We start from the raw sequence: 14,094 nt of genomic DNA, 5'->3' as shown, positions 1-14,094 counted from the left end.
TTTTAACCTTTGCGGTTAATATTAAAATAATAATAAAGCTGTAGGGTTATAAAACGACAAAGATTTTAAACTTTGTACCTTTGAGCCTTTGCAACTTAGAACCTCAAAAAAAAGATACAGAGTAACAAAGGGGCAAAGGTTTTAGACTTTGTGCCTTTGTTCTTTTTAACCTTTGCGGTTAATATTAAAATAATAATAAAGCTGTAGGGTTATAAAGCGACAAAGATTTTAAACTTTGTACCTTTGAGTCTTTGCAACTTAGAACCTCAAAAAAAGATACAGAGTGACAAAAGGACAAAGGTTTTATACTTTGTGCCTTTGTTTTTTTAATCTTGTGGTTAATATCAAAATAATAATAAAGCTGTAGGGTTATAAAGCGACAAAGATTTTAAACTTTTTACCTTTGAGCCTTTGCAACTTAGAACCTTAAAAAAAAGATACAGAGTAACAAAAGAATAAAGGTTTTATACTTTGTGCCTTTGTTTTTTTAATCTTGTGGTTAATATCAAAATAATAATAAAGCTGTAGGGTTATAAAACGACAAAGATTTTAAACTTTGTACCTTTGAGCCTTTGCAACTTAGAACCTTAAAAAAAAGATACAGAGTAACAAAGGGGCAAAGGTTTTAGACTTTGTGCCTTTGTTCTTTTTAACCTTTGCGGTTAATATTAAAATAATAATAAAGCTGTAGGGTTATAAAACGACAAAGATTTTAAACTTTGTACCTTTGAGCCTTTGCAACTTAGAACCTCAAAAAAAATGAGTAGAATACTAATTATAGAAGACGAAGCAGCTATCCGTAGAGTACTTACTAAGATACTATCAGAAGAAAACGATAGCTATCAGGTAGAGGATGCAGAAGATGGAATTTCGGGACTTGAAAAGATAAAAAATAACGATTACGATTTGGTTTTGTGTGATATCAAAATGCCAAAAATGGATGGTGTCGAGGTATTGGAAGAAGTGAAAAAAATCAAACCAGAGATTCCGATGGTTATGATTTCTGGACATGGTGATATGGAAACAGCAATTCATACGATGCGCTTAGGAGCATTTGATTATATATCGAAACCGCCAGATTTAAATCGTTTATTAAATACAGTTCGTAATGCTTTGGACAGAAAAAAGCTTGTTGTTGAAAATAAGATTTTAAAGAAAAAAGTTAGTAAGAATTATGAAATGATCGGTGATAGTGAAGCTATTAGTCATATTAAAATTATGATTGATAAAGTAGCCGAAACTGAAGCTAGAGTTTTAATTACAGGACCTAACGGAACCGGAAAAGAATTGGTTGCACACCAATTGCATGAAAAAAGCGGACGTTCTAATTTTCCTTTAATTGAAGTAAACTGTGCTGCGATTCCTAGTGAGTTAATCGAAAGTGAATTGTTTGGACACGTAAAAGGAGCTTTCACATCGGCTGTAAAAGACAGGGCGGGTAAGTTTGAAGCAGCTGACAAAGGAACTATCTTTCTAGATGAAATTGGAGATATGAGTCTTTCGGCTCAAGCCAAAGTATTACGTGCTTTACAAGAAAGTATGATTACCAGAGTAGGAGCTGAGAAAGATATAAAAGTAGATGTTCGTGTGGTTGCCGCAACTAACAAAGATTTAAAAATAGAAATTGCTGAAGGGCGTTTCCGTGAAGATTTATACCATCGTTTGGCTGTGATTTTGATAAAAGTCCCGTCTTTAAATGATAGAAGAGAAGATATTCCTGCATTGATTACGCATTTTGTAGAAAAAATAGCTTCAGAACAAGGAAATGCGGTTAAGTTATTTTCGCCACAAGCAATACAATTATTACAAGAATATGATTGGACAGGAAATATAAGAGAATTAAGAAACGTTGTAGAGCGCTTAATTATATTAGGTGGAAGCGAAATTTCTGAAACAGATGTAAAAATGTTTGCAAGCAAGTAAATACAAAAAGCTTTAGGCAGTAAGCCTTAGGTATTTAAAAATATAAATAATTTTTGCTTGAAGCATATCGCTTAAAGCTTAAAGCATTAAAAAGATGAAACTAAAAAAAATAAACGAAAAGTTACAGGAGGCATTAATAGAAAACGGTTTAACCGAAGCTAATGCATTGCAGCAGGAAACTTTTTCTACGCTAAAGAGTGGAGTAGATTGTATTATTGTGGCTCCAAAAGGTAGCGGAAAATCAACAACGATTGTATTGAACGTTATTCAGCAATTGGCGGGTAAAAATGAAGAGTCACCGCGTGCTTTGATTATTGTAGAGGACAAAGCGAAGGTGCTTGAAATGGAAGAACTTTTTGAAAAGTACGGAAAGTATAATAATCTTGAAGTTTACGGAGTACATGATAAAGGAGATACTGATTATGACAAAAACTATATCTCAACAGGGATTGATGTTTTAATAGGAACACCAAATAAATTAAGCGATATGTTTACTACAGCTGGGTATAATGTAAATCGTTTGAAAATGTTTATTTTAGATGATGCAGATCCGATTTTGAAATTACGTCATGAAACTAGAATTATGCGTATTTCAAATAGTATTGCTAAAACGCAACGAATTGTTTTTACAGATAAACTTACAGAACGTATCGAAATTTTGACTGATAAAATGTTACTGGAACCTTATTTGTTCGAAATCGATGAGGATGAAGACATAGAGGATGAAGAAGAAGATATTGAAGAATAGATTTTAATTAAGTTATTAATAAATAAAATAGAAATGATATGGGATTAATGAAAGTATTTTCGGGAAGTGAAATTTTAGCGCAAGCGTTACAACAAAAATTAGAAGAGGCGCAAGTAGATACAGTAATTAAAAACAATATCCAATCGGCTCGTTTAGGTGGTTTTGGAAATACAGATTTAGCTGTTGAGGTATTTATTCAAGAGACTGATTTTGCAAAAGCAAATCCTATTATCGAAGATTTTAGAATGAGTCTTTAAAAGATAAGTAAACAGTTTTTAGTAGCAGTTTACAGTGCTTACTGTGACTGAAAACCGAGACTAAAACTGGTAACTCAATAAAGAATATGCAATATAAAATGCTGGTTTTAGACATGGATGATACCTTGTTGACCGATGACCATAAAATTTCGGATATCAATAAAGAAATGCTCCTTAAGGCTCAGGCAATGGGAGTTTATGTAGTTTTGGCTTCTGGGAGACCCACTTCGGCGATGACTTCTTTTGCAAAAGAATTGGAATTAGATTTAAATAATTCATATATGATTTCTTTTAACGGAGCAGTTATAAGTAGTGTAAAAGATGATGAAATTCTTTTTGAACAAACTTTGTCAAAAGAACAAATACACGAATTGTACGATTATAGTTTAAAGAACAAAACGCATATTATTACCTATTTAAATAATGAGATTATCAGTGAGACTGATTCGGAATTTATTGAAATAGAAAAAAATATTACAGGTTTAAAACACCATAAAGTGGCGAGTTTTAAAGATGCAGTTACTACTGCTGCTGTAAAATGTATTTTGCTAGAAGAGCCAAACTATTTGAAAGGTCTTGAAGATGATTTAAAAAATGCAATGCCTCATTTGAGTGTAGCAATGTCTAAACCTTTTTTCTTGGAAGTAGCTCAAAACGGAATAGATAAAGCGGCAAGTTTAAAACTTTTGGCAGAAAAATTAAATATTCATCAAAGTGAGATTATTGCTGTAGGAAATGCAGGTAATGATTTAACAATGATAGAATATGCAGGTTTAGGAGTTTGGGTAGACAATGTTACTCCCGAATTACGTGATAGAGCAAATGTTATTGTAGCATCAAATAATAATCATGGTGTTGCTGAAGTAGTACAACGATATATTTTAAACTAAGCTATATGAAATCTTCAATTGAAACAGAACGATTATTATTAAGAGAACTACTTTCTTCAGATGATGAAGGAATGTTTGAGTTGGATTCGAACCCAAATGTACATAGGTATGTAGGTAAAAAACCTGTTATTCATATTGATGAAAGTCGTACCGCTATAGGACTTATACAAAAACAATATGCAACTTTTGGAACAGGGCGTTGGGCTGTAGTTCTTAAAGAAACTAATACTTTTATAGGTTGGTCAGGAATAAAATTCATTAGTGATACTATTAATGGTCATAAAGATTTCTATGAAATAGGATATCGCTTTATTGAGGAACATTGGGGAAAAGGATATGCTACTGAATCTGGAAAAGCTTTTATAGATCATGCTTTTAATGAAATGAAAGTAGAAGCAATTTATGCTTACGCCGATCCAGAAAATAGTGGCTCTAGAAATATTCTAGAAAAACTAGGATTAAAGTATGTGAATTCTTTTATGCTTGATGGCGAAGAAGAAGTTTGGTATGAACTAAAGAATCCTAATCTTTAGATTTTAAAAAACATAATGTCCCCCATATCTTTACAGACTCTTAGTTTTTAATCTAGTAACAAATTGTAGGTAAGTTGTTGCCGATTTTTGTATGTAAAGATTTGGGTAACACAGTTCCGTTACAAGATAACGGTATCTTAGGAGCTTTTAAGCTTATTTTTTAGCTACTGAAATAAAATACTTATTTCCATCACCCATTGTAAGTTTCACACGTTCGTCGCAAACATCAATAGAGTAGTTAGCATTCTCATAACAAGTACAAGTTGTATTTTTATCTTTAGACATTTCTGTTTTACAGTTGTTGCTTTTGTAAGTAGACAATTGTGGCGTGTACAATGATACTAAATCAGTCGAAGCAGTTACTAGTGATATGATACTTGCAGTATTACCATTAGCAATTCTATAAACGATTCTATCTGTATAAGAGATGTCATTTACAGTTACTTTTCTGATATAAGTAAAGGCAGTAGAACCTTCCTCAACAGATTTTACTTCGAATTTAAACCCAATACCACGAACTTCAATATCAAATTTTGATTGTGAATTGTAACTTGCCCATGAGGTAAGTGTAGTAATAGAAGGAAAAGGATTGGTAGTTGTACTAGCAGTTTGTGCTTGCACTCCAAAAGTAGTTAATAGCATTAATAAGATTGTAGGGAAAAATGCTTTCATATTTTTTAAATTAATTTTAATACCTACTCTATATGGTTTTCGGCTTGCCCATTTTCGTTTTTATTCAATTAAGAACTTTATGAAAAATAACTAACGTAAATTGATGTTAATTAGTGTTGTTTTTACCACATTTTTCGTGTGGTGAATTTAAGACGAATATTTACGCGAACAAAGCGTATAATAGGAAAACTTTATTTTTTAAAATCATTTTTTTTAAAAGGTTGCATTTTGCTAATATCCATTTAATTGGATAGATTTTGTTAGTGTAAGATGGCTCTAGAGGGAAAAATGGGACTATGTATAAATAAGATTTATCTGTAGTTAGAATGTTTTTTACATTATTTATTTCATTTAAATTGATAAAAAAAATCGAGTCAGCGTTTTTATTGTGTCAAAAGGATACTTTTATCTGGTTTTCCAAGATTTTGCTTTTCATTTTTGTTAAAAGTAAAACTAGGATTGTTTTTTTGAGAAGAAATAAATGTTCATTCAATTCAAAATATTGATATCTAGTTAATTATTGATTTCGTTTTGAAGAAAATTGTACGTAAATTTGCAACCTCTTTTATTAAGAGATAAATTATAATAGATACTACTTAAAACGTAGTTTATTGCTATGGAAAATAGAAAAAAAGTTGCTTTTTATACGCTTGGATGTAAACTGAATTTTTCGGAAACATCTACAATTGCCAGAAATTTTAATGATGAAGGTTTTGATCGTGTCGATTTTGAAGATGTTGCTGATATATATGTAATCAATACGTGTTCAGTAACCGAAAATGCTGATAAACAGTTTAAGCAGGTTGTAAAAAAAGCGATGAAACTTAACGATAAAGCATTTGTTGCAGCTGTAGGGTGTTATGCACAGCTTAAACCAGAAGAATTGGCATCGGTAGATGGTGTTGATTTGGTTTTGGGAGCAACCGAAAAGTTTAAAATCACTGATTACATCAATGATTTGAGCAAAAACGATATGGGCGAAGTACATTCTTGCGAAATTTCGGAAGCCGATTTTTATGTTGGTAGTTATTCAATAGGTGATAGAACTCGTGCTTTCTTAAAAGTTCAGGACGGCTGTGATTATAAATGTACCTACTGCACGATTCCACTTGCAAGAGGAATTTCTCGTAGTGATGCTTTGGAGAATGTATTGCAGAATGCCAAAGAAATATCGGCTCAAAATATCAAAGAAATAGTTCTAACTGGAGTTAATATCGGAGATTACGGAAAAGGGGAATTCGGGAATAAAAAACACGAACATACTTTTCTGGATTTAGTACAAGCTTTGGATAAAGTAGAAGGAATTGAACGATTGAGAATTTCTTCGATAGAACCCAATTTGTTGAAAAATGAAACAATTGAATTTGTGTCTAAGAGCAGAACTTTTGTACCTCATTTTCATATTCCGTTGCAATCAGGAAGCAATGATATCTTGAAATTAATGAAGCGTCGTTACCTTCGCGAAGTATATACAGAGCGAGTAAATAAAATCAGAGAAGTCATGCCACATGCCTGTATTGGTGTTGATGTAATTGTTGGATTCCCTGGTGAAACTGATGAGCATTTCTTAGAGACGTATCATTTTTTGAATGAAATGGATATATCTTATTTACACGTTTTTACTTATTCTGAACGAGACAATACCGAAGCAGCTAATATGCCAGGAATTGTTCCTGCAAATGTGCGTGCCAAACGTAGCAAGATGTTACGAGGATTATCGGTTAAGAAACGTCGTGCTTTTTATGAAAGTCAATTAGGAGCTAATAAAACAGTACTTTTTGAAAGTGAAAATAAAGAAGGCTACATTCATGGTTTTACTGAGAATTATGTAAAAGTAAAAACTCCTTGGAATCCTGAATTAGTGAATACTTTACACGAAATTAATTTGACTACTATTGATGAAGACGGAAGTGTTCGTTTAGAGTTTGTAAATAAATTAGCGGAAGCTTAAAAATTTAGTATATAGTTTGTCATTTTTCCCTTTGGACGAAATGATAAAAAACATAAAAGCCCTTTTTAAAGGGCTTTTATGTTTTTGTTAAGATATCTATTTTCGTTCTATTATTTCAATTCCATTGTAGTCAGGTATTTTTCCAATTGATTTAGAAAAATGGAAAGGATTTGTTGACTTTACTACATCTGTTTTATTTATTGAATCCATCTTCTTTTTATTAAAGAATTCGAGTATTTCTTTTTTTTCAGATATTCCTTTTGAACTAATTTTATAAGGTGTATTACCAAAATCATTATTTTTTCTGGATAAAGAGTTCCAGTCACTTTCACTAAGACCAATTCCTTCTGCTTTATGTTTATTGCGAACCATTAATAAGGTATCGTTTTTTATATCCATAATTTTAAATAGGGTTTTAGAAATCTTATTTTCAACAGCTTTTTCGTCGGCAGATATAAACATCGAATCGATATTGACTTTATAAATATCTCCAACTTTAGGACTTTTAAGTAGTTCATTATTATCTGTCTTATTACTCGAGAAAGACCATAATGAAATTAGACCATAAGTAAGAGCTAATCCTAATAAAATGAAAACAGTCCAAGGATTAATAAATTCCAAAAGACTTCGTTTACGACTTGCCTGAATGTCTTTTATGCCATTTGTTACGCCAGGCGAGTATTTGTTTTTGTCAAATAAAGGCGTATTGACTGATTTTATCTCATGACCACATTCTATACAACAAACACTCGTTGGCCTGCCCATCGAAAGAATAGGGATAAATACCTTAGCATATCTCAAATATAGAGTAACTTCTATGCAGCCTTTTTTGTTGCAAGCGGGACACATTTCATCACTTAATATAATTGATGTTAAGGGCTTTGTGATAAAGCTATAACGGTAAAAGTGAAACATAATAGATCTATTTTCGTTCTACAACTTCAATTCCATTAAAATTAGGAATTCGGGCTATTGATTTTGAAAAGTGAAGTGGATTTGTTGACTTTACTAAATCTGTTTTATTTATTGAATCAATCTTCTTTTGATTGAAGAATTCAAAAAGTTCTTTATTTTCTGCAATTCCCTTTAAACTTATTTTATGAGGAATAGATTCAAATGCATTATTTTCTCTAGAGAATGTACTCCATTCATTTTCCTTAACGCCAATTCCTTCTTTTTTCTGCTTATTACGAACCATTAAAAGAGTGTCATTTTTTATAGCTACGATTTTAAATAAAGTTTGCGAGTTTTTGCTTCCCATAGTATTTGCATTCAATAAGTACATAGAGTCAATAGTTACTTTATAAATATCTCCAATTTTTGGATTAGCAAGCATTTCGCTGTTTTGTGAATTAGTATGTTTTACAGAGTATTGCATTACTAATCCACAGATCATTGCGATGCCTAATAAAATCATTAGCGACCAAGGATAAACTAATTGCCAAAGCGTGCGTTTATGATTGGCTTTAATATTTTTTATTGCATTAATTATTCCGGGAGAATATTTTTTTTGACTAAATGCTTCAGCGAGTATAGGTGTGTTTACTGATTTAATTTCATGACCGCATTCGGTACAATGTACACTAGTTGGTCTGCCTAACCCAAACATAGGGATTATTGCGGCCGCAAATTTCATGTATAATATAACTTCTATAGTTCCTTTTTTAGAGCAAACTGGGCAAGTTTCTTTTTCTATTAAGGTAGAAGTTAAAGGTTTTGAGACAATACTATAATAATAAAACATAATTTTTATAGATTAATTAAATATTAGTTTTTTCGATCATTTGATAAATAGTTTTTTTGAACTTTATAGTGTCCACATCTAAAACTGCTGATTCAATATTAAATATTGATTGAATACTATTTTTAGTGTTAAATTTTACCATTTTTTTTTGATGATTTTTTTCCATTTTGTCTAAATAAATAGATGGTGTTTTAACAGTAATGCAAAGTTCTTTTACTTTCGTAGAACCAAAATAAGAACTCCCTGTTTCTAATTCTGTTACGCCAGTAATTTCATTCCAGGGAACAATTCCAACTGCAGCATAATCCTTATTGAAAAACTCAATTCCTTTTTCTGAAAGATTCAGTATTGCGTTATTATTTGATGCTACTTTATGTTTTTTTATCGTCTCAATTAATAGTATTACAAAACATATTGGCATAAAAATCACTAATTTAGGGTAGTAGAAGTCTGCGGTGAAAAAATTTCCAGTTCCGTACCAAAATCCGAATAAACATGATAAGGCAAGTACCCCAAAAATTATCGATTCATTTTTTGCTTTTGCTTTGTTTACATAAATACTCTTTGGGAATTGTAAGTTTTGTGATTCCATGATTAGGTTTTATTTGTATTTCGTTTTTAAATTCTTTTTTTATACTTATAATAATATGTCTGTAATAGCTGATTATTGTATAGAAATTAGTTTTTATGTAGCCAGCCTTTTATTGTTAGATCATTTGCAGCATAATTTGAGGAAGAAACAAACACTTCGTTAGGTGGATCTGAGAATGTGAAGTCAGGATATTGTTCTATTGAATTTATACTATAAGGTATAATGTCTTTATGTCCATATTCAATAGAGGTATTTCCCCTTTTGCTATAACCAACTAAGTCAAAAAATAGAGGAGTTGGGGTATCATTGATTATGATACATGATATTTTTTCTTTGTCGAAGTTTATTTGCAATAAATCTCCGTTTTCAAGTTGGTATGTTGTGTTATAAATTAAGACGTATCTTTTTACAGACTCTTCATTTTTTACAATACATACATTTACACATCCAAAAGTTACATAAATACAAAGGCTGACAATAGGAATCAGGAATGTAAAAGCAACTATATTTTTGCGCACACCAAAAGAGGTTTTGCGAAGAATTAGTAACATTACTGTAGCTAATAAACTTGAAAAAATTAGAATAAAAAATAATAAGAGCCAATAAGATACCATTGTTTTTAAGTTTTTTAAGTTTTTTGATTAATAATTGAAAATAGTTGTTATATTTTTTAAGTTTTTATTTGCCAATTCAACGAATTAATATCTTGATTTTTATAAATATAAAGTAAAATAGTATCGCTGATTTGCGAGTGCAAAGGTCTTGTATTAAAAACAACAACAAGCTCATATAAAATTTAAAAAACATCATTTTAAGCTATTTATTCAATGGATTGAAGAGACGTTACAATAAAGCTGGATTAGAAGCTCAAGCAATTAGCCATACAGTCAGAAAAGATTAAAAACAATAAAGCCCTTTAAAAAAGGGCTTTATTGTTTTTTTTAAGAGATTCTATTTCTGAACTTCTAGAATTACTAATTTCAAAGAATTGATATAATCCGGAGGAAATTCAATTACTCTAATTTTCTCCGGATTTAAATCCAGTTCACTACTAAGCTGACCTTTTATGTCTAAGGTTAGTTCTTCGTCATTTAATTCTATTGCAATTAATTATCTTAAATAGTGTTCCATCATTTTAGTTTTGAAATTCCAACACTAAAATTCCAATAACAGAATGTTGTGTGTTATTGGAATTTGGAATTTTAAGATTTGGAATTTTATTTATGTTTAAGGATTTGTAGACCAAATACTGCTGTTTTTAATAAAAACTCTACGGTTTAGTTTAAGTTGGGCAATGATTAGCTCAGCAATATCCTCAGATTGCATTACTTTTTCAGGATTACCATCTGTTAGTTTTAAATCTTTTGCCATATCAGTTGCTACGGTACTTGGTGTTAATGCTGTAACTCTGACATTGTGTTTTCTCATTTCCTGCATTAAAGAATCAGTTAGTCCAAGAACTGCAAATTTTGAAGCACTATATGCACTAGTCAATGCGTTTCCGTTTAACCCTGCAGTCGAAGAAATATTGATGATATCTCCAGTTTGATTTTCAATCATATTTGGTAAAACCGCACGAGTTACATAATAAGTCCCCATTAAGTTTACCTGAATAATTCTTTCCCAAGCTGCTGGTTCTAATTCTAAGAAATTACCAAAAGCAGCAATTCCGGCATTATTAATTAAAATATCGATAGATTTAAATTCTGCTAATGCTTTCTTTACAGCATTATTAACGGAATTAATGTCAGATACATCAGCAGTAATTGCTAATGATTTTACTCCAAGTGCATTTATTTCGGTTGCTACAGTATCAATATCAGCTTGAGTTCTTGCCATTAAAATTACATTTACACCTTCTTTGGCCAATGCAATTGCAACTGCTTTTCCAATTCCTTTTCCTGCACCAGTAATTAGTGCATTTTTATTTTTTAGATTACTCATAGTAGTTATTTTTATGTATTGTAAAGTACAATTTGTTTAAAATAGTTTGTCATGCAAAAATACTTATTTTCGACTTTGGAAGTGGTTTTAATAGGGATTCTTAATATAAAATTAACTGCATTTTTTACTATTACGTTTTCGTTTTTTTTATTTTAAAATGTGTTAAGTTTTATTACTACATATGCTTCGAGTGTACTTCATGAAAATTTCATTTTACACATAGAAACATAGATTTTATATAAAAAAAGAATGCAAAAAGAAATATATTTCTTTCGCATAGTTAGCTTTGTGCTTTTTAAATAAGTAAAAACGTCTTTTCTAAGATGTGCAAAATCTATGTTTTAAAACAGATACTGCTTTTTATTTATAGTTAAAAAGATTGTTATGAAAATTGAACGCAGATGATGCGGATTTTAGTGGACTTAAAATTAAAGTATAGAAAGAAATGATATAGTGCTAAATTACTAATGCTTCTATCAGATACTTTATTGGTATCTTTAAATAAAGAAACAAATGGAGAAAATTATGTAATGCTTTTTTCTATTGAATAAACCAAATTTGTAATAAACACTTTTATTATGAAAAAGACACTTCTTATTTTAACTATAGCAATTCTGTCATTCTCATGTAAAAAAAATGAGGCTCCAGAGATAAAAGAAATGGAAATACGAAAAAAACCAACCGCAATTTCGTATCATATTGAGAATAGAAAAGATTGGTTGAAGGCTAATACAACAAGTGATGCACAGTTAGGCATTCTTGTTGCTGTTAATCGAACTGATAAAGCAAATTTTCCCAAAATGGATTCTATTATTGTTCCGTCAGTTTTAAATGAAAAGGTTGAGAATTATCTTCCGTTTCCGCTGACAGTTCCGTATTTAAGAGATATTGATAAGATAATCTTCTTTTCGTACCCATCGCAAACATTTGCAGCTTATGAAAAAGGGCAATTAGTTTATACTGGACAGACTAATATGGGAAGAAAAAAAGATCCAACGCCAACGGGACTTTTTTATACCAATTGGAAAGCCGAAAAAACAACAAGTACTTTTAATGATGAGTGGGAGTTAAAATGGAATTTTAATATAGAGAACAAGAAAGGTGTTGGTTTTCATGAATACGCTTTACCAGGTTATCCTGCTTCGCATTCCTGCTTGCGACTTCAGGAAAAAGATGCTCGCTATCTTTATGATTGGGCTAATCAGTGGGTTCTTGCTGACAAAGAGAATGTAAAGGTTAAAGGAACTCCTGTAGTCGTTTTTGGAACTTATGATTTTGATGGAAAGAAGCCTTGGCTACAATTAGTTAAAAATCCTAAGGCTTTGGAAATTTCGAAAGAAGAGATAGAAAAAGAAACAACGCCTTTCTTAGAAAAGATTTTGACTGAACAGAAGAATAGAGAAGCGTATCAAAATAATAAATAATGAAAAAGCCACGAATCCTTTTTATTGAGGTAATTCGTGGCTTCTATTCTATTTGAGTGTAATTTTTATTCTTTCAATACCATATCGATACACATTACTGCAGCTAAGATCAGTTGTCTTGAACTATCGTCCTGGTTAACGGTATTTTCAATTTGAAGGACATAATTATCAGCACTGGTAAAGAATTCTTTTCCGATTCCAGCCCATTTTTTATTTACTTGTCCAAGCATTTTGGTGTCTTTAGTAAATTTAAAATCCCAACCGGTCCATTTTCCTTGTAGAGTACAAACTAGCTTTTCGTTTTTGTCTAAAATTTCAAATTTTCCTCCAATAGAAAGCAATTTTTGTTTGAATGTACCAATTAAGCGATCTTTTTCGTCGAATACTTCTACTGTAGAGCGAAAAATTGCTACCCCACGTTTTACATTGATTATTTTTTCTCCTGCAGGTGTGGCAATTTCTATGTTAAAAGGAGTTGCTCTTTTAAAATCGGTAAAACGTAATATTTTGGTAAAAATGCCTAGATTTTTTTCTCGGCAATTCATGATTAGTTCATTGTTCTCTGGATTGTAGATATCGTAGTTATTTGCAGCTTTGAACATCCCGACATGTTCTTTTACTAAAAATAGATTTTGATTTAAGATTGGGTTCATTCTAATTGTTTAAAGTTAATTTATAAATTGTTTTCTGTACTATTCTTTTAGATTTTAAGATAACTAGTAATAATCTCATTTCCGTCTGGATAGATTGTTTTTTATTTTTTATTGTTCGTAGCAAATGTCATTATAGTATTCAACTATCTCTTTAATTTGATAAGCAGTAAACTTGTTATCTTTTATTTTTTTGACAAGAACATCACAATCAGAAAAATAGCTGGTTGATATTTTTTTCCAATTAGAGAGAATCCCAATATTTATATGAGTTGCATATTGATTATTCTTTCGTTTTAAATAGTAAAGATCTTTTGTTTGCTCTGTAGAGTAAGCGTAATTTGGTAGTGAAGTTATATTCTGATTTGGTGAGGCTGTTGGCTTTAATTTGGACTTTATAAAATCTTGTGATTTTTCCATTCTATATAAATTGACTTCTCCATCAACTACAAGTTCAACTAGTTTCGGATTACCCGAAGAATTTAGTTTTACATATTCATAGGTTTGCACAATATCAATTCCAAGAAATTTAATTTTATAAACATTTTCAAAATCCCAAGAATCTGTTTCACTGTCTTTAGAAATCTTGAATTTTATTTTATTATTTCGAATTAAGCCGTAACCCTCAATAGAATCTCCTTGTTTAAAATAAATAATACATTCTTGATCTTGTGCATAAATCTGAGTACTAAAAAAGAATAAGAAGATAAGTACGTTTTTATAGGTTTGTTTCATTTTTTAATACTCTTGGTAATAGAGGGAGTAG

The 14,094-nt window shown here is 30.7% G+C and carries 15 protein-coding genes; 7 read left to right on the top strand and 8 right to left on the bottom strand.

Annotated features, from left to right (window positions below; genetic code table 11):
• Positions 1–759 precede the first annotated feature (759 nt).
• From OIU80_RS01815 to OIU80_RS01795, 5 genes are all read left to right on the top strand, one after another.
• Positions 760–1,923, top strand: coding sequence for a sigma-54-dependent transcriptional regulator (locus OIU80_RS01815; protein WP_264285399.1), 1,164 nt, complete (start codon positions 760–762; stop codon positions 1,921–1,923).
• Between the two features lie 94 nt (positions 1,924–2,017).
• Positions 2,018–2,671, top strand: a complete 654-nt coding sequence (locus OIU80_RS01810) for a DEAD/DEAH box helicase (RefSeq protein WP_264285398.1) — start codon at positions 2,018–2,020, stop codon at positions 2,669–2,671.
• 38 nt (positions 2,672–2,709) lie between these two features.
• Positions 2,710–2,928 (top strand): putative signal transducing protein, encoded by a 219-nt coding sequence (locus OIU80_RS01805; protein ID WP_035622589.1) that lies wholly within the window; start codon positions 2,710–2,712, stop codon positions 2,926–2,928.
• Positions 2,929–3,026: 98 nt separating this feature from the next.
• The gene (locus tag OIU80_RS01800; protein ID WP_264285397.1) at positions 3,027–3,818 is read left to right on the top strand and encodes a Cof-type HAD-IIB family hydrolase; all 792 of its coding nucleotides are present in this window, start codon (positions 3,027–3,029) and stop codon (positions 3,816–3,818) included.
• Positions 3,819–3,823: 5 nt separating this feature from the next.
• The gene (locus tag OIU80_RS01795) at positions 3,824–4,351 is read left to right on the top strand and encodes a GNAT family N-acetyltransferase (RefSeq protein WP_264285396.1); all 528 of its coding nucleotides are present in this window, start codon (positions 3,824–3,826) and stop codon (positions 4,349–4,351) included.
• 153 nt (positions 4,352–4,504) lie between these two features.
• Here the strand turns inward: OIU80_RS01795 and OIU80_RS01790 are convergent, their stop codons facing one another.
• Positions 4,505–5,023 (bottom strand): hypothetical protein, encoded by a 519-nt coding sequence (locus OIU80_RS01790; RefSeq protein WP_264285395.1) that lies wholly within the window; start codon positions 5,021–5,023, stop codon positions 4,505–4,507.
• Positions 5,024–5,639: 616 nt separating this feature from the next.
• Here OIU80_RS01790 and mtaB point away from each other — a divergent pair.
• Positions 5,640–6,974, top strand: coding sequence for a tRNA (N(6)-L-threonylcarbamoyladenosine(37)-C(2))-methylthiotransferase MtaB (gene mtaB, locus OIU80_RS01785; RefSeq protein WP_129537510.1), 1,335 nt, complete (start codon positions 5,640–5,642; stop codon positions 6,972–6,974).
• A 96-nt stretch (positions 6,975–7,070) separates the two neighbouring features.
• Here mtaB and OIU80_RS01780 read toward each other — a convergent pair whose 3' ends face one another.
• The 5 genes from OIU80_RS01780 to OIU80_RS01760 form a co-directional block, all read right to left on the bottom strand.
• Positions 7,071–7,889 (bottom strand): hypothetical protein, encoded by an 819-nt coding sequence (locus OIU80_RS01780; protein WP_264285394.1) that lies wholly within the window; start codon positions 7,887–7,889, stop codon positions 7,071–7,073.
• Positions 7,890–7,896: 7 nt separating this feature from the next.
• Entirely contained in the window at positions 7,897–8,718 is an 822-nt protein-coding gene (locus tag OIU80_RS01775) for a hypothetical protein (RefSeq protein WP_264285393.1), read from the bottom strand.
• Between the two features lie 16 nt (positions 8,719–8,734).
• Positions 8,735–9,310 (bottom strand): STM3941 family protein, encoded by a 576-nt coding sequence (locus OIU80_RS01770; RefSeq protein WP_264285392.1) that lies wholly within the window; start codon positions 9,308–9,310, stop codon positions 8,735–8,737.
• A gap of 86 nt (positions 9,311–9,396) precedes the next feature.
• The gene (locus OIU80_RS01765; protein WP_264285391.1) at positions 9,397–9,828 is read right to left on the bottom strand and encodes a hypothetical protein; all 432 of its coding nucleotides are present in this window, start codon (positions 9,826–9,828) and stop codon (positions 9,397–9,399) included.
• 709 nt (positions 9,829–10,537) lie between these two features.
• Positions 10,538–11,254 carry a 3-ketoacyl-ACP reductase gene (locus OIU80_RS01760; protein WP_264285390.1) on the bottom strand — a complete coding sequence of 239 codons (717 nt, stop codon included), beginning with the start codon at positions 11,252–11,254 and terminating at the stop codon, positions 10,538–10,540.
• Between the two features lie 578 nt (positions 11,255–11,832).
• Between OIU80_RS01760 and OIU80_RS01755 the strand changes: the two genes are divergently transcribed.
• The gene (locus OIU80_RS01755; protein ID WP_264285389.1) at positions 11,833–12,678 is read left to right on the top strand and encodes a L,D-transpeptidase; all 846 of its coding nucleotides are present in this window, start codon (positions 11,833–11,835) and stop codon (positions 12,676–12,678) included.
• Positions 12,679–12,743: 65 nt separating this feature from the next.
• Here the strand turns inward: OIU80_RS01755 and OIU80_RS01750 are convergent, their stop codons facing one another.
• Both OIU80_RS01750 and OIU80_RS01745 read right to left on the bottom strand, forming a co-directional pair.
• Complete coding sequence (locus OIU80_RS01750) at positions 12,744–13,331, bottom strand: phospholipid scramblase family protein (RefSeq protein ID WP_264285388.1); 588 nt, start codon at positions 13,329–13,331, stop codon at positions 12,744–12,746.
• A 108-nt stretch (positions 13,332–13,439) separates the two neighbouring features.
• Positions 13,440–14,063, bottom strand: coding sequence for a hypothetical protein (locus OIU80_RS01745; protein ID WP_264285387.1), 624 nt, complete (start codon positions 14,061–14,063; stop codon positions 13,440–13,442).
• Positions 14,064–14,094 lie beyond the last annotated feature (31 nt).

The organism is Flavobacterium frigoritolerans (assembly GCF_025847275.1).
Taxonomy (GTDB): Bacteria; Bacteroidota; Bacteroidia; order Flavobacteriales; family Flavobacteriaceae; genus Flavobacterium; species Flavobacterium frigoritolerans.
Note: the sequence above shows the minus strand (reverse complement) of the source record. Positions and strands in the feature narration are given on the sequence as shown.